Consider the following 19,018-nt stretch of genomic DNA (forward strand, 5'->3'; position numbering starts at 1 on the left):
TGTTGATCTATGTCAGCTGATTGTCAGCTATGTGCTTTTTCCGATTCGACCGAGCCGATCTTGGCTTCCCGGCCGCGGCGTTTACCGTGATCCGCCGCCGGCCCGCCTGCGCTTGGCGGGCGTTGCCGCCGCCCGTTTTCTCGCCGGTTTCGCGGCAAGCCCCTCGGTGAGCCGGAGCGCGAATTCGTTGCCAATCGCCTCCGCCGACAATTCGCCGCCGGGCTGGAACCAGTGGCCGATCCAGTTCAGGGATCCCGCGATCATGAAGGCGGTCATCTTGGGGTCGCACGGCTTGATCGAGCCGTCCGCCATTCCTTCCGCGATGTACTTGCGGAACGTCCGGTCGATGCCTCGCTTGGCGGCGCGGACGATCCTGCCGTTCTTCTCGGAGAGATCGCGCGGGTCGAACCGCACCAGGCTGGCGCCGTAGTCGGTCGCCATGTTCCCGGCATAGGCGCGCACCAGCCTGCGAAGCTTGACGAGGCCGCTGTCGCCGCTGGCATTGATCTCGGCGATGAAGTCGTCGACCCGCTCCTGCCCGATTGCCCAGCATTCGAACAGGATTTCTTCCTTGCTGCGAAAGTAGTTGTAGAGCGCGGGCTTGGTGATGTTCAGCCGCTCGGCCACCTCGTTCAGGGTCGCGCGATGATAGCCCTGCTCGAGAAACAGCTGCACCGCGGTCCGCAGCACGGCATCGCGCTTCTCGTCGCGGGCGCGGCGGCGGCTCTCGAACGGCATCCAGGGCGAAGAATCGGAAGGCAGGTCCCGCGCGTCCATATCGATTTCCGGCCGCCTCGCGTTGACTCGATCTTATCCGACGTATATTACCCATGGGTAATAAGAAGTCCAACGGGTAATTTACGGAGGGTCCGATGTCATCTCGCGCCTACGTTGCCGGTGTCGGCATGATCCCGTTCGTCAAGCCCGGCGCCAACGAGCCGTATCATGTGATGGGTGCCGAGGCGGCCAGGCTCGCGCTCGGCGATGCCGGCCTCGACTACGGCCAGATCCAGCAGGCCTATGTCGGCTACGTCTATGGCGACTCCACCTGCGGGCAGCGCGCGCTGTACCCGGTCGGGATGACCGGCATCCCGATCGTCAACGTCAACAACAATTGCTCGACCGGTTCGACCGCGCTGTTCCTCGCGCGCCAGGCCATCGAATCCGGTGCCGCCGATTGCGTGCTGGCGCTCGGGTTCGAGCAGATGAAGCCCGGTGCGCTGGGTGCGGTGTTCACCGACCGGCCGAGCGCGTTCGACGATTTCGACGCCGCGGCGGCCAAGCTGGTCGACGCCCCTGGCGTGCCGCTGGCGCTGCGCTATTTCGGCGGCGCCGGCCTCAGCCACATGAACAAGTACGGCACGCCGCTGGAGTCCTTCGCCAAGGTCCGCGCCAAGGCGAGCCGGCACGCCAAAAACAATCCGCTGGCGCTGTTCCGCAAGGAGGTCACCGCCGATGACGTGATGAAGGATCAGGTGATCTGGCCGGGCGTGATGACGCGGCTGATGGCCTGTCCGCCGACCTGCGGCGGCGCGGCCGCTATTCTGGTGTCGGAGAAATTCGCCAGCCAGCACGGCCTGCGCAAGGACGTCCGGATCGCCGCGCAGGCGATGACCACCGACACGCCGTCGACCTTCGGCGCAAGCGACATGATGCAGGTCGTCGGCTTCGACATGGCGCGCGACGCCGCCAGCAAGGTCTATGAAGCCGCGGGCATCGGCCCCGGGGATCTCGACGTGGTCGAGCTGCACGACTGCTTCGCTCAGAACGAGTTGATCACCTACGAAGCTCTTGGTCTCTGTCCGGAGGGCGGCGCGGCGCGATTCATCGACGACGGCGACAACACCTATGGCGGCAGGATCGTCACCAATCCTTCCGGCGGCCTGTTGTCGAAGGGCCATCCGCTCGGCGCGACCGGGCTGGCGCAGTGCTACGAGCTGACGCGTCAATTGCGCGGAACGGCCGCGGCCACCCAGGTCGACGGCGCGCGATTGGGCCTGCAGCACAATCTCGGTCTTGGCGGCGCCTGCGTGGTGACCTTGTACGAGCGCGCGTGAGGCAGCGGATATGGTCGATCAATCCGCCATCGGGCGCAGCTTCACGCCGGTCACCGCGCATGTCGAGCCCGGACGCCTGCGCTATTTCCTCAACACGCTCGGCGAGCGCAATCCGGTCTATCGCGACGAGGCGGCCGCGCACGTCGCGGGCTATTCCGCGATTCCGGTGCCGCCGACCTATCTGTTCTGCCTCGAACTGATGGATAACGAGCGCCCGTTCGAGTTTCTGACCGATCTCAACATCGATCTGGCCCGCGTGCTGCACGGTGAGCAGCGCTTCACCTACCACGCCCCCGTGGTGGTCGGCGACACCCTGACCTTCAAGTCGCGTGTCACCGACGTTGCCGACAAGAAGGGTGGCGCAATGACGATGGTGGTCGTCGAAACCGAGGTCACCAATCAGCACGGCGTTCGCGTCGCCGATACCGCGCGCACCATTGTGGTGCGGAACCGGGGGGCATCATGAGCGAAACGGCAACCAACGCTCCCGATGTCGGCGAGCGGATCGTGCACAAGACCTTCCCGCCGATCTCGCGTCACACGCTGGCGCTCTATTGTGGCGCCTCGGGCGACCACAATCCGATCCATGTCGACATCGATTTCGCCAAGGCCGCGGGTTTCCCGGACGTATTTTCGCACGGCATGCTGGTCATGGCCTATCTCGGCCAGGCGCTGACCGATGCGGTTGCCCCGGATCGCATTCGCTCGTTCTCGACGCGCTTTGCGGCGATCACGCAGCTCGGCGCGCGCCTGACCTGCGAGGGCCGCGTCACCGAATTGTTCGAGGACAAGGGCGAAAAGCGGGCCAGGCTCGCTTTGACCACCAAGGACGACAGCGGCGAGGTCAAGCTCGCCGGCGAAGCCATCATCGCGCTCTGATCGAGGAAACCAAATGCCGAAACTCAAGGGAAAAGTCGCGCTCGTCACCGGCTCGGGACGCGGCATCGGCCGCGCCATCGCCCTGAAGCTCGCGAGCGAGGGCGCCAAGGTCGTGGTCAACGATCTCGATGCGGCGCCCGGTGACGCCGTCGCCGCCGAAATCAAGGCGGCCGGCGGCGAGGCGATCGCGGTCAATGGCAGCGTGTCGGAGGCCGGCTTTGCCGATCGTTTCGTCAATGCGGCCATGGAGACCTTCGGCGGCCTCGACATCATCGTCAACAACGCCGGCTACACCTGGGATTCGACGATCCAGAAGATGACCGACGAGCAGTTCCAGGCCATGCTCGACGTGCATCTGGTCGCGCCCTTCCGCATTCTGCGTGCGGCGTCCGAACCGATCCGGATCATGGCCAAGAAGGAAGCCGAAGCCGGCCGCGAGGTATTCCGCAAGGTCGTCAACATCTCGTCGATCGCCGGGCTCTACGGCAATGCCGGGCAGGCGAGCTACTCCTCGGCCAAGGCGTCGCTGATCGGGCTGACGCGCACGATGTGCAAGGAGTGGGGACGTTACAAGGTCAACGTCAATTGCGTGGCCTTCGGCCTGATCAATACCCGTCTGACCCAGCCGATCGAGGCCCAGCAGAAGACCATCGATGTCGCCGGGCGCGACATCAAGGTCGGCGTCCAGCCGCAGATGCTCGACGCCATGTCGCGGATGATTCCGCTCGGCCGCGGCGGTACGCCGGAAGAAGCCGCCGATGCCGTCTACCTCTTTTGCAGTCCGGAATCGAACTACATCAGCGGCCAGGTGGTGGTCGCCGGCGGCGGCCTCCTGATTTGAGGCGCAGATATTTCGAAGCGGGACGCTCTGGTCCCGTCGCGGATATTGGCGTTACATGCGGCTGCCGTCGCGCAGCGCATCGTTGCAACCATTCTCTCGTGTGAGGCGATACCGAATGAGCTACCGTTCGTCCTGGATGACCGAGGAACTGGACGTCTTCCGCGACCAGTTCCGCAAATTCCTCGCCAAGGACCTGGCGCCGCACGCCGAGACCTGGCGTAGGCAGAAGATGGTCGACCGCTCGGCCTGGCGGGCGCTGGGCGAGATGGGCGCCTTGCTGCCCAGCGTGCCGGAAGCCTATGGCGGCCTCGGCGCCAGCTTCGCCTATGACGCCGCCGTGATCGAGGACATCGAAAGCGTGGTGCCGGAAGTCACCACGGGGGTTTCGGTGCATAGCGGCATCGTGGCGCATTACATCCTGAACTACGGCTCCGAGGAACAGAAGCGCCGCTGGTTGCCGAAGATGGCAAGCGGCGAGTTCGTCGGCGCCATCGCCATGACCGAGCCCGGAACCGGCTCCGATCTGCAGGGGGTGCGGACGACGGCGCGCAAGCAGGGCAATAACTACGTGATCAACGGCCAGAAGACCTTCATCACCAATGGCCAGGCCGCCGATCTCGTCATCGTGGTGGCGCGAACCGGCGGGCCGGGCGCCAAGGGCCTCTCTTTGATCGTCGTCGAGACCGCCGACAATGACGGCTTCCGGCGCGGGCGCAATCTCGACAAGATCGGTTTGAACGCTTCCGACACTTCCGAACTGTTTTTCGACAATGCGGTGGCGCCTCCGGAAAACCTGCTCGGCGGCGAGGAAGGCAGCGGCTTCGTTCAGTTGATGCAGCAATTGCCGCAGGAGCGGCTGTTGCTCGCGATCGGCGCCGTGGCTTCGATGGAGCGCGCGATCAAGCTGACGGCCGATTATACCAAGGAGCGCAAGGCGTTCGGTCAGCCGATCATCGAATTCCAGAACACCGCGTTCACGCTTGCCGAACGCAAGACCGAGGCCACGATCGCGCGGGTCTTCGTCGACTGGTGCATCGAGCGTCTGATCGCCGGCGAACTCGATACCGTCACCGCATCGATGGCGAAGTGGTGGTGCTCGCAAAAGCAGGTGGAGACCGCCGACGAATGCCTGCAGCTTCATGGCGGCTACGGCTACATGCAGGAATATCCGATATCTCGGATGTTCGTCGACGCCCGCATCCAGAAGATCTACGGCGGGACCAACGAGATCATGAAGCTCCTGATCGCGCGTTCCCTGTAACGGGCATCCGGTCCGGAAACGGACAACCAGACGGCGGCTGGCGGCGCCAGCGATTGACCAGGGAACGAGATAGCATGTCGATGGTTCTCACCGAACGGCGCGGTTCCGTCACGATCCTGACGCTGAACAATCCCGCGCAGTACAACGCCCTCGCCGGCAGCCTGCTGAACGACCTGGGCCGGGCGCTCGATGCGGCAATTCAAGATTCCGGCGTGCGGGCGATCCTGCTGACCGGGACCGGCAAGGGCTTCTGCGCCGGGGCGCAATTGGGCGGGGGCGATACTTTCGCGGCGGGAGAGCAGATCGGCGCGAGCATGCGCGCGAGCATCAATCCCGTGATCGAGAAGATGCGCGCTTCATCCAAGCCGATCGTGGTTGCCGTCAATGGCGCTGCGGCGGGAGCGGGGGTCGGTATCGCGCTTGCGGGCGACATCGTGATCGCCGCGCGCTCGGCGCGCTTCATCCTGAGCTTCGTGCGGCTGGGCGCCGCGCTCGATGGCGGGACGTCCTTGTTCCTGCAAAGGTCGATCGGCGTCGCGCGCGCCCGCGCGCTGGCGCTGACGGGCCAGCCGCTCGCTGCCGAAAAGGCGGAGCAATGGGGCTTGATCTGGAAAATGGTGGAAGATGCCGACTTGCCGAGCGAGGCCCTGGCGGTCGCGCAGGGGCTTGCCGACGGCCCGCCCGTCAGCATCGGCCTGATCAAGACCCAGATCGACAGCGCCTGGAACGCGTCGCTGGCATCCACGCTCGATGACGAGGCCTCCTCGCAGAGCCGTGCCTTCGTCACCGAGGACCTGCGGGAGGGGGCGGCGGCCTTTGTCGAGAAACGTCCGGCGCGCTTTACCGGCCGATAACGGCGGCGGCTGCGCCGTCAGGCCCGGAAAATACCGCCGGAACCGCGCCCGAATAGCGTATCTGCATCCCTGTTAACCAGCGAATTTTGTTGCGTTTTCGGCCCATTGCGCCTAAAAGCCCGGTCTCACCCGGAAAAATCAGGCGATGGCCCATAATTACGCGATCAACGACGACGTCCTCCACCAGCTGCAGGGGCCGCAGGGCCGCGCCGGCGTCAAGCCGCGCAGCGTCTACACCATCGTCACCTGCCTGCCGATCGAGGCCGACGGCCGCCCGCGCTACCGCATCAAGAGCAAGACCGAGAACGTCGAGCGCGTGGTGACCGAGGAACAGATCAGCCGGCTCGGCTGATCTGCCGCCTCAGCTTCGGCGCCTGATGAGGATGGACTTCGACCGTAGCCCCCTGCTGCGCCAATCGGCTTCACTTCACTTCGCCACGAGCACCGGTTGGATCAGGGCGGAACGCGCGAATTTCTTGAGCCCCATGGGCTTGCCCAACAGATAGCCCTGGACCTGGTCGAAACCCATCTCGTTCGCCGCGACGAAATCGGCGCGGGTCTCGATTCCCTCGGCAACGACCCGGACGCCAAGACTCTTGGCGAGTTCGATGATGCTGCGGCATACCGTCTGCTTTAGCCGGTCGTTTGCGCAGCCCGTGACGAACTGCCGGTCGACCTTGAGTTCGGCGAAGGGGAAAGTTTCGATCCCCATCAGCGCCGGCCAGTCGGCTCCGACATCGTCGATCGAAATCGCAACGTTGTGAAGGCGCACTTCCCTCGCGACATCGATCAGCAGCTTCTGATTGAGGACGACCTCGGCGCTGTTGATCTCGATGAGCAGGCCGCCGAACGCCGGATGAGCCGGCATCCTTCGACAAAGATCGCGCACTGCCTGGCGATCCATGAGAAAGGAGGCCGGCAGATTGATCGAGATGTCGGTCGGATTTTGCCTTTCGAGCAGGTGTCGCCAATCCTCCATGGCGCGGTCGATCACGAACTCCGACAGGCGCAGCAGATGTGGATCGTCGTCTTCCGGGATGAAATAGGCCGGTGGCACTACGCCCCAGGTCGGATGCCGCATTCGTACCAGCGCTTCGGCGCCGCAGCGCACGAGGGTGCGGGCATCGATCTTCGGCTGGTACCACAATTCGAGCCAGCCGGCGTGCAATGCTTCCGCCACGTGAACTGCCGGGCTCGGTACTGGATCCTCCGGCAGGAGCATGGCAATGCGTTCACGCAACGTCTCGGCGGCGAACGGCGTGGTGATCGGCGGTAGCATCGCAAGGCCGTATTCCTCGCCGACCTGGCGTACCGCCTTGACGATGATCGACTCGCGGGCGCCGATGGCGAGAACCTTGCCGCTGAACTCTCGGCGGACAAGGATTTCGAGAAGTCTGCCGGCCTCGATTCCATCGACCGACACTCCGAGGATAATAATATCCGGAAGTTGGGTCGCGAGGATCTCTCCCAATTCGTCGGCCTTCGCGCATTCGCTGGTGACGAAGCCGAGATCTTCAAGGACGTCGGCAAGGAACGCGCGAAGGTGCTTTTTGCTGTCTGCAACACATGCACGAGGAGAGACTTTGCGGCGCCCAAAGGTTGTGTGAATTCCCTCCGGCTTGCCGCGGAACATCTGATCCGTCATCGCTAGTCTCCTCCTCCTGAAGCGAAAAGTTTCTTAGCGGCGTGCGTGGCTCCAAATATGGTGATCTTGCGCGCAGAATTGAATTATTCGAGTAACGTTAAACCGCGCAATGCGAATAAAATTTGCGGAGGTTGTTCACGATTGCAGCGTGCTCGGATCGAGCGAGACGGGAACATCGGGCGTGGCCGATGATCGAGACCTAGATCGGCGGCCCCGTTGAACGACGGCCATTGCTTTTATTAGCATTTTGTCATGTTGGCCGGTTTCGCTTGCTATTTCGGGTAGTGTGGCGTAAACGCATGCCATTCGAACAATCGATTTGCTTGTTGATCGCGCCGAACCGGCTCTACTCCCCAAGACATCGCTGAAATCGGATCTAAGCTCGCGCGAAGGTCGTGCGGGCAGTTCGCGCTTTTGCGCATCTTGGAGAAGTAAAAATGGCTACCGGAACAGTTAAGTGGTTCAACGCGACCAAGGGCTTCGGCTTCATTCAGCCCGACGATGGCGGCAACGACGTGTTCGTGCACATCAGCGCCGTCGAGCGTGCCGGCATGAGCTCGCTCAACGAAGGCCAGAAGCTTTCGTTCGAAGCGACGGTCGACAGCAAGCGCGGCAAGACCAGCGCGGAAAACCTCCGCGCGATGTGACGCAGGCCGATTCGGGATTACCGCGGACGTACCGGGATCCCAGATCGGTGGCGCTTGCAGCGAGATGAGATCAGAGCCCGCCGGCTGAAACCGGCGGGCTTTTTCGTGCGATATTGCTGGCGCCGCCGCGCGCGTTTGTCGGGCCAATTGTGAAGCATGTCACATGCGGCCGAGGGGTTCGGCGCTAAGCACGGGCCGGCCGGGGGACGCTCCAGCATTCGAGGACCGGGCAGATGAACACACGGCGGATGGCGTATTGGTGGCTAAGGTTCGTGGTCTCGGGACGCTTTCTCGAGAAGTTCCTGAACCTGCGCAGCGTCAAGAACCCGTAACGCGCCCTGTGGCCGGATCGCGCTGCAGGCGCGCTACGTGCGCCTTGCGGCAGCGGCGATCGCATACCGGCTTTGAGGCGTGCGGATTTTTCAGGCCGCGCGGACCAGCTTGCGGCAAAAGGCGGCTCCTTCGGCCAGCGCGTCGCGCCCCTTCCACGCCAGATAAGTCAGGCGTCCGGAAAGCGATTGGTGGCTGCGCAGGCTGCGCGATCCCAGCACGTGGCCGATCTTTTCGGGAAACCGGCTGATCTCCAGTGCAACGAGAGTGGCGATGGCGTCGATCAGCCTGTCGAGCCGTTGCCCCCATTCGGATTCGTCGAGCCGATCGATGCGGACCCGCAGGGCGTATTCGGTGTCGTAGATCTCGGTCAGGATTTCCTTGGCGACGAGCACGCGGTTGTTCTTCAGGGCGACGCGGAGCGTCGTCCGCCTGTTGTCGAGCCGGTCCAGCACCATCGTGACCGTGATTGCGTAGGGCGTGGCGGCGATGTCGGAAGCGTTCTTGCTCGGCGCCGCCTTGGTGGCGAGGCGGATCAACTCCCAGGGAGTCTTCAGTCGCCTGGCCACCAGCGTCAGAGCAAAGGGGAGAACCTCGGCGTTCTTCTTGGCGAACGCATCCAGCAGAGACGCAATCTTGGCGACCTGTGCGTCGTCGAATTTGGCGATCCTGTCCGGCAGCCCCTCGTTGAACTTGGCAAGAGCTTCCTGCGCGCGGATCACGGCAAGCATCTTGACCAGATCGTCATAGGCCGAACGCGCGGTGGTGTAGGCCGCGAGCTTGGCCCGGGTCTGGGTGGCGGCATCCGGCGAACCGATCGTGTTCTCGAGAGACTTGACGACCTTGACCTGGAACGTGGCGGCCGCCTTGCGGGCCCCGCGCTGATTGTCGCTGGCGATCAGATCGTTGATCTCCTTGATGTAGTCGCGCGCCATCGTCGGCAGCAAATCCCGGCTGATCCACTCCCATATCGGAGCCAGCGAACCACGCGATATCCGTCCCGAATTGGCGTGCTCCGGATCGGCGTCGATCAACAGCGGCTCCAGCGGCGCGAAGAAATATCGCGAGGGATTGCTGACGCGGATCTGGGTCGATCCGTCCTTGCGGAACTCCGCGCGCAATTTCTCCAGCACCGGAGCTGCGCCGGGAATTTCAGCGCCGCAGATTTCCAGCCGCTCGAGTTCGGTCAGCAGGGTGCCGCGCGTCACCGGCGACAGACGCTGCAGAAATTCCTGAATCCGGTCGGCTAGTGCCATTGCCACATGAGTTCGCGATTGGAGTCGACGTCAGCGATCGGCCCGCCGCCTGCGGGCGGGACCGTGCCCTGCATGGAAGCATGAAAACAGTTGGCGGCAGATTAAGACGTTAAAGGACGGTCCCGTGAAACTACGGGGAAATGCCCGGGGCTCAGAGGGACTTCTACGACCCGTAGGATTATGGCATTTCCGGCGGTAGTCGTATATTTCGGGCGCTGGACCAGCGGTTTGGCGGGAAATCGCGGCCGGCGGCGGCTGAACGGTTCGCTAAAATCCCAGTAGTCTTACTGACTACAAAATTAACCCTCATACAGGACCGGCTCGTTAAACAAATTGTATGTCGCAACAGGAAAACCGAATTGCTGATTCGCCCTTTTCGAAGTGGACGGAAGGCGGCACGCCGGTCGGCAGCGACGAACTCGAGATGATCCGGCTGTCGGCCGCGCGATCCAAGGCGATGGACGAAGCGGGGGCTGCAATCGCGCGCCAGCTCAACGGGCCGCTGACCGCGCTGCTGCTCTACATGGGCGAAATCAAGCAACACAGCCACCAGCTTTCGCAGACCGACGGCAATCGGGTTTACCTGCAGAAAGTGGTGGAGAATGCGCTTCAGCAAACCGAGCGCGTCTGCGCCATGATAAAGCAGATTGCCGGAACGACTGAGGAAACCGTCACCGTGCCGGGCCGCGCGGCCGGGTGGGAGACGCGAACCGGCCGCGCCAATGAGCGTGCACCGGGCGTCTTGTTCGCGTCGGAGCCGGGTCAGAAACCCCTGACCAGGCGGGAGCGCGAGGTTCTGAACCTCATCAGCGAGGGGTGCTCCAACAAGGAGGGGGCCCTGCGGATGCGCATCAGCCCGAGGACCTTCGAAAGCCATCGTGCCGAAGCCATGCGAAAGCTCGGCGCGCGCAACACGGCGGACCTCGTCCGCACCGCGCTGCTGCATCCGGGTGCCGTGTAGAGCCGCTCAGTCGAGGTCTTCCGCGAAGGCGCGCACGCGGGGCGAGGGCCGCAGGTTCCCGGTCCTGATCTTGGCCTCGGCCGGGATGATCGTGATGATCCACCGCGGCGGAACGCTCGACTTGCTTTCCAGCACCGATCGCACGTGGCCCGTGACCGCCGACCCGCCGGATCTGGCCGTTGCGGTGCGGCCGTTGAACTGCGCGATGCGAAAACGCCGGACCTCTTTCTGGTCGGTCGTTTCAAACGTAAACATCAGGTTCTCCTCTGTTTACGAAAATATCGTCGCTTATCGTTATCCGTGTGTGAAAATCATAAACCGTAGAAGTACTGCCGCGCCTGCGCTCGGCCGCGATGAGCGAGATCGGCCTCGGCGGCCTGCAGCGCAACAGACTGAGGAAGGTCAGGCGACGCCGTGGAGTGATGGAACCTGCTCAGCGACCGGAACGGGCAGCGGCGGACGGTTGCCGTCAAGTCGCCTGGTGCCTTGAACAGGTGCTCAGGATCGCGCGAGAGGATTATTCGGCCGATCCCGGAAACACCGCTTCCATCTTGGTCTTCAGCGTGGCGGCGTTGAACGGCTTGACGATATAGTTGCTTACGCCGGCCTTCTTCGCGGCAATGACGTTTTCGGTCTTCGATTCCGCGGTGATCATGATGAAGGGCGTTTGCGATAGTTCCGGGCTGGCGCGAACTTCCCTGAGCAGGTCGTAGCCGGTCATCGGCTCCATGTTCCAGTCGGAGATCACCAGGCCGTATTTCTTGCCCTGCATTTTGGCGAGCGCGGACGATCCATCGCTGGCGTCGTCGACATTCTCGAAGCCGAGCTGCTTGAGCAGGTTGCGGATGATCCGGATCATGGTGTTGTAGTCATCGACCACCAGGATCGGCATCGATAAATCAAAGGCCATGTCGTCTACTCCGCGCGGTTCGCAAATTGCCGGACACGGGTGAGACACTCGCGGCATGCGAAAGGAAACCTTCGATGCATTTGTTGCGAATTCGCATCCGTCAGCCTGCGACAACTATCAGCGGTCATTGAACAGCGCGTTAATTCAGGTTGAATAAATACCGCGCGCATTGCGGAATCCCCGTAATTTTACGGCTTCGATCGAGGCCGAGGTGGAAGGGATCATGCCGGCCGCAAGGGCGATCCAGTCGCTCATACTGGGGCTTGACCTCATCAATCCCGGTACTCGCACCCAATTCGTGAGATCGCCAACACGTCGGTCAAGCGGCTCAATTTTAGCGTTCGGACGATGTATCTGAAAAACGACGTTCCGCATTATCGGATTCAATATCTCGGCTTCATCAGGGATCTGCGGGGGCGGGCGAACAGGATGCCGTCGACACCCATGCCGCGAGCGGCGCGCTCTACAAGGCACCCAAGGAAATCGGGAAGATGATGAAGCGCGAGCAAGAGCTGCAGGCGGCCTGATCCGCCCGAGGCCCGCCCTGCGCGCGAGATCGTTGCCCGGATTGGATCTGCGCCGACGTCCGTCGGAACGCCGAAGCCGGCTGGCGGGCCCGTTTCCGGCTTCCCACGATCCCGTCGAGATCGCCGGCTCCTGCATTTGCTGCACCGCCCTCCAATATTCCCCGGGGGCGACCGGGGACAGCCGATCAAGCGCAAGGACGAGTTGGCTGCGACCGATGTCCGGGACAACCAATGTTCATCGCGTTTACCCGGTCTTCATCTCGCCCTGTAACCAATATGCCTGGTTCATCCGTATTCGCACGGAGACCAAAATTAACGTGGTTGTGAAACCAGCAAGGTTATCGGTTGCAAGGACGAAGATCCGTTGAACGCGCTCGAGCAACGCCACCGATCCGATCCGCGCCGCTCGATAATGAATACCGGTCGCTGGGGCCGTTGAATATCTGACGCGAAATACGGTTGACGGTCGCCCGCAACCACACTTGGAAGGCGTATTCCGATGGACGATCTGTTGCGGGAGTTCCTGACGGAGACCAGCGAGAGCCTGGATACGGTCGACAACCAGTTGGTGAAGTTCGAGCAGGATCCGAACAACGCCAAGATTCTGGATAATATCTTCCGGCTGGTCCACACTATCAAGGGTACCTGCGGCTTTCTCGGCCTGCCGCGCCTCGAAGCGCTCGCCCATGCCGGCGAGACGCTGATGGGCAAATTCCGCGACGGAATGCCGGTCACCTCCGAAGCCGTCTCGCTGATCCTCTCCAGCATCGATCGCATCAAGGAAATTCTCGCCGGGCTCGAGGCCACCGAGGCCGAGCCCGAGGGCACCGACCAGGATCTGATCGATCCCCTGGTCGAACTGAGCATGCGCGCCTTCGAGCCGGGATTGTCAGCGTCGGCTCCGCCGATCGCGCCAGCGTCGGCTCCGCCGATCGCGCCAGCGTCGGCTCCGCCGGCCGAGCCAGTGCCGGCAGCACCCGCGGTGGCGCAGGGCACGCTGGTGCCGCAGATCCTGGAACGTCCGCTGCGTCCCGGCGAAGTGTCGCTGGATGAACTGGAGCGCGCGTTCCGCGAGACCGCGATCGAGGCCGCGCCTCCCGTGGCGCCCGCGCCCAAGCCCGCGCTCGCGCAGTACGCCGCGCCAGTTCAAGAGAAGAAGCCGGCGGCGAAGAAAGCCATTGCCGAGAAAAGAACTGCTGCCGATCCCGAAGCAGCCGAGAATTCCGTCGCCAACCAGTCGATCCGCGTCAACGTCGACACGCTGGAACACCTGATGACGATGGTGTCGGAACTGGTGCTGACCCGCAATCAGCTCTTGGAGATCTCCAGGCGCAACGAGGACACCGAGTTCAAGGTGCCGCTGCAGCGGCTGTCCAACGTCACCGCCGAACTGCAGGAAGGCGTCATGAAGACGCGGATGCAGCCGATCGGCAACGCCTGGCAGAAGCTGCCGCGGATCGTGCGCGACCTTTCCGGCGAACTCAACAAGCAGATCGAACTGGAGATGCACGGCGCCGACACCGAGCTCGACCGCCAGGTGCTCGACCTGATCAAGGATCCCTTGACGCACATGGTGCGCAACTCCGCCGACCATGGCCTGGAGACCCCGGCCGAGCGCGCCGCGGCCGGCAAGCCCGAGCAGGGCACCATCCGGTTGTCCGCCTATCACGAGGGCGGCCACATCATCATCTGCATCGCCGACAACGGAAGAGGCCTCAACACCGAGCGGATCAAGGCCAAGGCGGTCGCCAACGGCCTCGTCAGCGAGGCCGAACTCGAGAAGATGACGGAAGCGCAGATCCACAAGTTCATCTTCGCGCCCGGCTTCTCGACCGCAGCCCAGGTCACCTCGGTATCCGGCCGCGGCGTCGGCATGGACGTGGTGCGCACCAATATCGACCAGATCGGCGGCACCATCGACGTCAAGTCGGTGGCCGGCGAGGGCTCAAGCGTCACCATCAAGATTCCCCTGACGCTCGCCATCGTCTCCGCGCTGATCGTGGAAGCCGCCGGCGACCGCTTTGCCATCCCGCAGCTGTCGGTGGTCGAACTGGTGCGGGCGCGGGCCAATTCCGAGCATCGCATCGAGCGCATCAAGGACACCGCGGTGTTGCGGCTGCGCAACAAGCTGTTGCCGCTGATGCACCTGAAGAAGCTCCTGAAGATCGACGACGGCTCCTCCTCCGATCCCGAGAACGGCTTCATCGTGGTGACGCAGGTCGGCAGCCAGACCTTCGGCATCGTGGTCGACGGCGTGTTCCACACCGAAGAAATCGTGGTCAAGCCGATGTCGACCAAGCTGCGCCACATCGACATGTTCTCCGGCAATACCATCCTGGGCGATGGCGCCGTGATCATGATCATCGATCCCAATGGCATCGCGAAAGCGCTCGGCGCCGCGGGTTCGGCCTCCCACGAAATCGCCGACGAGAACGCCGCGTCCCGCGCCAACGCCGCCGAGCAGCTGACCTCGCTGTTGGTGTTCCGCGCCGGCTCGACCCAGCCCAAGGCGGTGCCGCTCGGGCTCGTCACCCGGCTGGAGGAGCTCGCCACCGACAAGATCGAGCTCAGTAACGGCCGCTACATGGTGCAGTACCGCGACCAGCTGATGCCGCTGGTGCAGATGGAGGGCGTCAGCGTCCAGAGCTCCGGATCGCAGCCGATCCTGGTGTTCGCCGATGACGGCCGCTCGATGGGGCTGGTGGTCGACGAGATCATCGACATCGTCGAGGAACGGCTCAACATCGAGGTCGCCGGCTCCAGGGACGGCATTCTCGGCTCGGCCGTGATCAAGGGCCAGGCCACCGAAGTGATCGACGTCGGCCACTTCCTGCCGATGGCGTTCGCCGACTGGTTCTCCCGCAAGGAGATGCGCCCCTCGGCATCGGCGCAGTCGGTGCTCTTGGTCGACGATAGCGCGTTCTTCCGCAACATGCTGGCGCCGGTGCTGAAGGCCGCGGGCTACAAGGTGCGGGTGGCGCCCAGCGCCCAGGAGGGCCTCTCCGCGCTGCGTTCGGGCCAGGCCTTCGACGTGGTGCTGACCGACATCGAGATGCCCGACATGAACGGCTTCGAGTTCGCGGAAGTTATCCGGGCCGACCAGCACCTGAACGCGATGCCGATCATCGCGCTGTCCTCGATGGTGTCGCCGGCGGCGATCGAGCGCGGCCGGCTGGCCGGCTTCCATGATTACGTCGCCAAGTTCGACCGCCCCGGCCTGATCGCCGCGCTGAAGGAACAGACCGCCGAGATCTCCCGGGCCGCGGCCTAAAGGAAGAAGACCATGACCGACAAGATCCAGAGCACCGAAGGCGCCGTCTCCGAATACGTCACCGCGATGATCGGCGGCCAGCTGTTCGGCTTGCCGATCTCCCGGGTCCAGGACGTGTTCATGCCGGAACGGCTGACCCGGGTGCCGCTGTCGTCGAGCGAGATCGCCGGCGTGCTCAATCTGCGCGGCCGCATCGTCACCGTGGTGGACATGCGCGCCCGGCTCGGCCTGCCGAAGAACGACGACGGCAAGCCGCCGATGGCGGTCGGCGTCGACCTGCGCGGCGAATCCTACGGCCTCCTGATCGACCAGATCGGCGAGGTGCTCAAGCTCAACGACGACGGCCGCGAGGAAAACCCCGTCAACCTCGATCCCCGCATGGCCAAGCTCGCCGGCGGCGTGCATCGCCTCGACGGCCAGCTCATGGTCGTCCTCGACGTCGATCGCGTTCTCGAAATCGTGCCCAAGACCTCGCTTGCCGCATAGCTCGAGTTGCCGTTGCAACCGCCCAGCTGGGAGAAATGGCTAAAATGAAGACATGTCTTGTTGTCGATGATTCCAGCGTGATCCGCAAGGTCGCAAGGCGCATCCTGGGGGAGATGGATTTTCAGATCATCGAAGCCGAGGACGGCGAGAAGGCGCTCGAGGCCTGCAAGCGCGGCCTGCCCGATGCGATTTTGCTCGACTGGAACATGCCGATCATGGACGGCTACGAATTCCTCGGCAATCTGCGCCGCATGCCCGGCGGCGACGCACCCAAGGTGGTGTTCTGCACCACCGAAAACGGAATCGACCATATCGCGCGCGCCATCGATGCTGGCGCCAACGAATACATCATGAAGCCGTTCGACAAGGACATCGTTGCGGCCAAGTTCCAGGAAGTAGGCCTGCTCGCGCTGCCGGTGTAGCCGGCGCCGTCGTTTTCGTAAGTTTGTATTGGTTGCGTCGAGTAAAGACATGCGTGCTGCACCTGCTGCCGGGGGAAATCCCCGCCAAGACTGCATTCGGAAGAGGCGATTATCCGCATTCCCGGATCTCTCGCCTGCGATCGGCGCACCCAGCCTTGCTGACGGGCCCTCACGATACGGCGCTCTCGTCCGGCGATATCAATCCCCGATTTTCCCGATCCGCTTGAGAGGCCGCCAGTGACTCCGCCAGATTATGAATACCTGCGCAAGCTTCTCAAGGACAGTTCCGGTCTCGATCTGTCTGCCGACAAGCAATATCTGATTGAAAGCCGGTTGCTTCCGCTTTCGCGAAAGGCAGGACTGTCCGGCATCAGCGAACTCGTGCAGAAGATGAAGGGCGGATCCGCATCTCTCATCTCCCAGGTGGTCGAGGCCATGACCACCAACGAGACGTTCTTCTTTCGCGACAAGGTTCCGTTCGATCACTTCCGCGATTCGATCATGCCGGAGATCCTGAAGGCGCGTGCGGGCCGCAAGAGCATCCGGATCTGGTGCGCCGCCGGCTCGACCGGTCAGGAGCCGTATTCGCTGGCGATGTGCCTGAAGGAAATGAGCGCCGCACTCAGCGGCTGGCGCGTGGAAATCATCGCGACCGATCTGTCGCAGGAAGTGCTCGAGAAATCCAGGGCCGGAATCTACAGCCAGTTCGAGGTCCAGCGCGGCTTGCCGATCCAGATGCTGGTCAAATATTTCAAGCAGACGGGGGAATTCTGGCAGGTCAATCCCGACATTCGCGCGATGGTTCAGCACCGGCAGCACAATCTGCTGCACGATTTTTCCCAGCTCGGCGTCTTCGACGTGATCTTCTGTCGCAACGTCCTGATCTATTTCGATCAGGACACCAAGATCAACATCTTCAACCGGCTTGCCAAGGCGATCGAACCGGACGGCTTTCTGGCGCTGGGCGCAGCCGAAACCGTGGTCGGGCTGACCGATGTGTTCAAGCCCTTTCCGGACCGGCGTGGTCTGTACCGGCCCAACAGTGCGCGCGCGACGCCGGCAAGGCTGCCGGCCGCCGGCGCGGTCGCTCCGAAGGTCGCTGCGATGGCGGGGTTGTGACGAATGGCGGACGACGCCAAAGCACCTGAACGCGTGACTTTCAGCCGTGGCTATGGCGTCTGCATCATGGGCATCGACGGGACCTGGCGCCGCGACTGCCTGCTCAACGCCATTTCCGACAACGACGCCATCCTCACGGTCGAAGGCTCGATCCAGGGCCTCAATCTCAAGGAGTTCTTTCTGCTGTTGTCGTCGACCGGACTCGCCTATCGGCGATGTGAACTCGTTCGCGTCAACGGCGCCGAGATCGACGTCTCGTTCCTGAAGGGAAAGCACAAGAAGAGACGACCGGGCGCGTCATCGGCGCAGGATGCTCTCGCCGAATCCTGACGGCAGGGGCGGCATTGCCGGAAGGATCGCTATCCGGCGTCTTTCAGCTATGGCCGGTTCGCCCGGTTCGGAGGCGGTCGCTTTCCGCGAAGCCGCGCCGTGGTCTGACGGCCCGGCATCCAGCAAGAAACGCAGGGCGGCGCCAAGGCCCGCGTTACAGGTTGCAGGGCGTCGCTCGCTCTTACGTAGCGAGGCGTGACGTCGTCCAGGACGACAACGTTGGCGGGCAGCTTCCCGGTGGCCGAGCGCCGTTTCCCTTGCCCGCGCCGCTTCAAGCAAGGTCACGCTGGCCTGGACGTGCTCGATCAGCGACACCAGTTCCGAGACAATCGAATGATGGCCGCCATCTCGAACGTCGGACCGGATCGAAGTGCCGGCCCCCGCTGCCTTCTGCATGACTGCTCTCCTTCGCTCCGTTTTATGTCCGTCCCGCTACTTGTGCGTTAAGTCCTCGTCCCGTACAAATACGGGTGGGCTCGAATCTGTACTGCGTGCAGTCCGATGCAGTACCGTGCCGTAAGTGTGCGTCTTTTTTCACGATCGATGGGCATGGCACATGGCTGAGAATCCTGCTCCCCGAGGTGAGATTTTCGTGGTCGACGATGATCCCGCCGTTCGCGATACGCTGTCGATGGTGCTGTCGGCAGGGGGCTACCAGGTGATTTGCTTTGCAGACGGCGCCGCGCTGTTGGCGGTGGCCCGGACGCGAACGCCCGCCTGCATCCTGCTCGACGTGCACATTCCCGGCAAATCCGGCCTCGATATTCTGCGCGAACTTCACGGCGAGGACTATCCCGCGCCGATCTTCATGATCTCCGGCCAGGGCGACATCGCCATGGCGGTCAGCGCGATCAAGAATGGCGCGCTGGACTTCATCGAAAAGCCGTTCCGCGGCCGCGAAATCGTGGCCCGGCTGGACGAGGCGATTGGGGCATATGCTCGTCGCCAGGCGGAAAACTCCGCGTCAAAGTCCGCATCGCTGCATTTTCCGGGACGCGAACCGTTGACGCGGCGCGAACGCGAGGTGCTGGAGCAATTCACGTCGGGCGCTTCGAACAAGGAAGCCGGGCGTCATCTCGGCATCAGCCCGCGCACCATCGAGGATCATCGCGCCAACATCATGAAGAAGCTCGGCGCGAGGAATGCGGCCGATCTCATTCGTATCGTGATGACCGCATCGCGCAGTTCCTGACCGGCGGCCCGTCCGATCCAAGCCTGCGCC

The 19,018-nt window shown here is 63.2% G+C and carries 21 protein-coding genes; 15 read left to right on the forward strand and 6 right to left on the reverse strand.

From position 1 onward, the window contains the following. Positions 1-81 precede the first annotated feature (81 nt). Entirely contained in the window at positions 82-777 is a 696-nt protein-coding gene (locus KMZ68_RS02165) for a TetR/AcrR family transcriptional regulator (protein WP_249779493.1), read from the reverse strand. Positions 778-872: 95 nt separating this feature from the next. On the opposite strand from KMZ68_RS02165, the gene KMZ68_RS02170 reads away from it, so the two are divergent. From KMZ68_RS02170 to KMZ68_RS02200, 7 genes are all read left to right on the forward strand, one after another. Beyond that, the gene (locus tag KMZ68_RS02170; protein WP_215614281.1) at positions 873-2,057 is read left to right on the forward strand and encodes a lipid-transfer protein; all 1,185 of its coding nucleotides are present in this window, start codon (positions 873-875) and stop codon (positions 2,055-2,057) included. Positions 2,058-2,067: 10 nt separating this feature from the next. Then, positions 2,068-2,523: a MaoC family dehydratase N-terminal domain-containing protein gene (locus KMZ68_RS02175; RefSeq protein WP_215614282.1), complete on the forward strand. Its 456-nt coding sequence runs from the start codon at positions 2,068-2,070 to the stop codon at positions 2,521-2,523. Next, the gene (locus tag KMZ68_RS02180) at positions 2,520-2,936 is read left to right on the forward strand and encodes a MaoC family dehydratase (RefSeq protein WP_215614283.1); all 417 of its coding nucleotides are present in this window, start codon (positions 2,520-2,522) and stop codon (positions 2,934-2,936) included. Before KMZ68_RS02175 ends, KMZ68_RS02180 begins: the two co-directional genes overlap by 4 nt. Before the next feature lie 13 nt (positions 2,937-2,949). Further along, on the forward strand, positions 2,950-3,777 hold the full coding sequence (locus tag KMZ68_RS02185) for an SDR family NAD(P)-dependent oxidoreductase (RefSeq protein WP_215604520.1): 828 nt from the start codon (positions 2,950-2,952) through the stop codon (positions 3,775-3,777). Between the two features lie 115 nt (positions 3,778-3,892). Continuing rightward, positions 3,893-5,038, forward strand: coding sequence for an acyl-CoA dehydrogenase family protein (locus KMZ68_RS02190; RefSeq protein WP_215614284.1), 1,146 nt, complete (start codon positions 3,893-3,895; stop codon positions 5,036-5,038). Positions 5,039-5,112: 74 nt separating this feature from the next. Continuing rightward, positions 5,113-5,892, forward strand: a complete 780-nt coding sequence (locus tag KMZ68_RS02195) for an enoyl-CoA hydratase-related protein (protein ID WP_215614285.1) — start codon at positions 5,113-5,115, stop codon at positions 5,890-5,892. Positions 5,893-6,037: 145 nt separating this feature from the next. Then, on the forward strand, positions 6,038-6,244 hold the full coding sequence (locus tag KMZ68_RS02200; RefSeq protein WP_215604523.1) for a hypothetical protein: 207 nt from the start codon (positions 6,038-6,040) through the stop codon (positions 6,242-6,244). Between the two features lie 75 nt (positions 6,245-6,319). On the opposite strand, the gene KMZ68_RS02205 is transcribed toward KMZ68_RS02200, so the two are convergent. After that, the gene (locus tag KMZ68_RS02205) at positions 6,320-7,537 is read right to left on the reverse strand and encodes an EAL domain-containing response regulator (RefSeq protein WP_249779494.1); all 1,218 of its coding nucleotides are present in this window, start codon (positions 7,535-7,537) and stop codon (positions 6,320-6,322) included. Positions 7,538-7,974: 437 nt separating this feature from the next. Here KMZ68_RS02205 and KMZ68_RS02210 point away from each other — a divergent pair, with 437 nt between their 5' ends. Then, complete coding sequence (locus KMZ68_RS02210) at positions 7,975-8,184, forward strand: cold-shock protein (RefSeq protein ID WP_215614286.1); 210 nt, start codon at positions 7,975-7,977, stop codon at positions 8,182-8,184. A 422-nt stretch (positions 8,185-8,606) separates the two neighbouring features. Here the strand turns inward: KMZ68_RS02210 and KMZ68_RS02215 are convergent, their stop codons facing one another. Continuing rightward, positions 8,607-9,770: a hypothetical protein gene (locus tag KMZ68_RS02215; protein WP_215614287.1), complete on the reverse strand. Its 1,164-nt coding sequence runs from the start codon at positions 9,768-9,770 to the stop codon at positions 8,607-8,609. A gap of 337 nt (positions 9,771-10,107) precedes the next feature. Here KMZ68_RS02215 and KMZ68_RS02220 point away from each other — a divergent pair, with 337 nt between their 5' ends. Next, positions 10,108-10,731, forward strand: coding sequence for a LuxR C-terminal-related transcriptional regulator (locus KMZ68_RS02220; RefSeq protein ID WP_215614288.1), 624 nt, complete (start codon positions 10,108-10,110; stop codon positions 10,729-10,731). 6 nt (positions 10,732-10,737) lie between these two features. On the opposite strand, the gene KMZ68_RS02225 is transcribed toward KMZ68_RS02220, so the two are convergent. Together KMZ68_RS02225 and KMZ68_RS02230 are read right to left on the reverse strand one after the other, a co-directional pair. Next, positions 10,738-10,986 (reverse strand): hypothetical protein, encoded by a 249-nt coding sequence (locus KMZ68_RS02225; protein ID WP_215614289.1) that lies wholly within the window; start codon positions 10,984-10,986, stop codon positions 10,738-10,740. Between the two features lie 262 nt (positions 10,987-11,248). Continuing rightward, a complete protein-coding gene (locus tag KMZ68_RS02230; protein ID WP_215604528.1) occupies positions 11,249-11,641 on the reverse strand; it encodes a response regulator in 393 nt (130 codons plus the stop codon). 1,026 nt (positions 11,642-12,667) lie between these two features. On the opposite strand from KMZ68_RS02230, the gene KMZ68_RS02235 reads away from it, so the two are divergent. The 5 genes from KMZ68_RS02235 (at position 12,668) to KMZ68_RS02255 (ending at position 17,796) form a co-directional block, all read left to right on the forward strand. Continuing rightward, on the forward strand, positions 12,668-15,439 hold the full coding sequence (locus tag KMZ68_RS02235) for a hybrid sensor histidine kinase/response regulator (protein ID WP_215614290.1): 2,772 nt from the start codon (positions 12,668-12,670) through the stop codon (positions 15,437-15,439). A gap of 12 nt (positions 15,440-15,451) precedes the next feature. Next, a complete protein-coding gene (locus tag KMZ68_RS02240; protein WP_215614291.1) occupies positions 15,452-15,925 on the forward strand; it encodes a chemotaxis protein CheW in 474 nt (157 codons plus the stop codon). A gap of 44 nt (positions 15,926-15,969) precedes the next feature. Further along, on the forward strand, positions 15,970-16,347 hold the full coding sequence (locus KMZ68_RS02245; RefSeq protein ID WP_215614292.1) for a response regulator: 378 nt from the start codon (positions 15,970-15,972) through the stop codon (positions 16,345-16,347). Between the two features lie 237 nt (positions 16,348-16,584). Continuing rightward, positions 16,585-17,466 carry a CheR family methyltransferase gene (locus tag KMZ68_RS02250; protein ID WP_215614293.1) on the forward strand — a complete coding sequence of 294 codons (882 nt, stop codon included), beginning with the start codon at positions 16,585-16,587 and terminating at the stop codon, positions 17,464-17,466. 3 nt (positions 17,467-17,469) lie between these two features. After that, positions 17,470-17,796 carry a PilZ domain-containing protein gene (locus KMZ68_RS02255; protein WP_215614294.1) on the forward strand — a complete coding sequence of 109 codons (327 nt, stop codon included), beginning with the start codon at positions 17,470-17,472 and terminating at the stop codon, positions 17,794-17,796. Here KMZ68_RS02255 and KMZ68_RS02260 read toward each other — a convergent pair. Then, positions 17,764-18,192: a hypothetical protein gene (locus tag KMZ68_RS02260; RefSeq protein ID WP_215614295.1), complete on the reverse strand. Its 429-nt coding sequence runs from the start codon at positions 18,190-18,192 to the stop codon at positions 17,764-17,766. The two genes, KMZ68_RS02255 and KMZ68_RS02260, sit on opposite strands and share 33 nt — an antisense overlap. A gap of 160 nt (positions 18,193-18,352) precedes the next feature. Between KMZ68_RS02260 and KMZ68_RS02265 the strand changes: the two genes are divergently transcribed. Further along, positions 18,353-18,988 (forward strand): response regulator transcription factor, encoded by a 636-nt coding sequence (locus KMZ68_RS02265; RefSeq protein WP_215614296.1) that lies wholly within the window; start codon positions 18,353-18,355, stop codon positions 18,986-18,988. The last annotated feature ends 30 nt before the right edge of the window (positions 18,989-19,018 follow it).

Origin of the sequence: Bradyrhizobium sediminis (assembly GCF_018736105.1) — a bacterium.
Taxonomy (GTDB): domain Bacteria; phylum Pseudomonadota; class Alphaproteobacteria; order Rhizobiales; family Xanthobacteraceae; genus Bradyrhizobium.

Coding starts and splice junctions, on each gene's coding strand:
- KMZ68_RS02165 (WP_249779493.1), bottom strand. CDS start 777: ATGGACGCGCGGGACCTGCCTTCCGATTCTTCGCCCTGGATGCCGTTC.
- KMZ68_RS02170 (WP_215614281.1), top strand. CDS start 873: ATGTCATCTCGCGCCTACGTTGCCGGTGTCGGCATGATCCCGTTCGTC.
- KMZ68_RS02175 (WP_215614282.1), top strand. CDS start 2,068: ATGGTCGATCAATCCGCCATCGGGCGCAGCTTCACGCCGGTCACCGCG.
- KMZ68_RS02180 (WP_215614283.1), top strand. CDS start 2,520: ATGAGCGAAACGGCAACCAACGCTCCCGATGTCGGCGAGCGGATCGTG.
- KMZ68_RS02185 (WP_215604520.1), top strand. CDS start 2,950: ATGCCGAAACTCAAGGGAAAAGTCGCGCTCGTCACCGGCTCGGGACGC.
- KMZ68_RS02190 (WP_215614284.1), top strand. CDS start 3,893: ATGAGCTACCGTTCGTCCTGGATGACCGAGGAACTGGACGTCTTCCGC.
- KMZ68_RS02195 (WP_215614285.1), top strand. CDS start 5,113: ATGTCGATGGTTCTCACCGAACGGCGCGGTTCCGTCACGATCCTGACG.
- KMZ68_RS02200 (WP_215604523.1), top strand. CDS start 6,038: ATGGCCCATAATTACGCGATCAACGACGACGTCCTCCACCAGCTGCAG.
- KMZ68_RS02205 (WP_249779494.1), bottom strand. CDS start 7,537: ATGACGGATCAGATGTTCCGCGGCAAGCCGGAGGGAATTCACACAACC.
- KMZ68_RS02210 (WP_215614286.1), top strand. CDS start 7,975: ATGGCTACCGGAACAGTTAAGTGGTTCAACGCGACCAAGGGCTTCGGC.
- KMZ68_RS02215 (WP_215614287.1), bottom strand. CDS start 9,770: ATGGCACTAGCCGACCGGATTCAGGAATTTCTGCAGCGTCTGTCGCCG.
- KMZ68_RS02220 (WP_215614288.1), top strand. CDS start 10,108: ATGTCGCAACAGGAAAACCGAATTGCTGATTCGCCCTTTTCGAAGTGG.
- KMZ68_RS02225 (WP_215614289.1), bottom strand. CDS start 10,986: ATGTTTACGTTTGAAACGACCGACCAGAAAGAGGTCCGGCGTTTTCGC.
- KMZ68_RS02230 (WP_215604528.1), bottom strand. CDS start 11,641: ATGGCCTTTGATTTATCGATGCCGATCCTGGTGGTCGATGACTACAAC.
- KMZ68_RS02235 (WP_215614290.1), top strand. CDS start 12,668: ATGGACGATCTGTTGCGGGAGTTCCTGACGGAGACCAGCGAGAGCCTG.
- KMZ68_RS02240 (WP_215614291.1), top strand. CDS start 15,452: ATGACCGACAAGATCCAGAGCACCGAAGGCGCCGTCTCCGAATACGTC.
- KMZ68_RS02245 (WP_215614292.1), top strand. CDS start 15,970: ATGAAGACATGTCTTGTTGTCGATGATTCCAGCGTGATCCGCAAGGTC.
- KMZ68_RS02255 (WP_215614294.1), top strand. CDS start 17,470: ATGGCGGACGACGCCAAAGCACCTGAACGCGTGACTTTCAGCCGTGGC.
- KMZ68_RS02260 (WP_215614295.1), bottom strand. CDS start 18,192: ATGCAGAAGGCAGCGGGGGCCGGCACTTCGATCCGGTCCGACGTTCGA.
- KMZ68_RS02265 (WP_215614296.1), top strand. CDS start 18,353: ATGGCTGAGAATCCTGCTCCCCGAGGTGAGATTTTCGTGGTCGACGAT.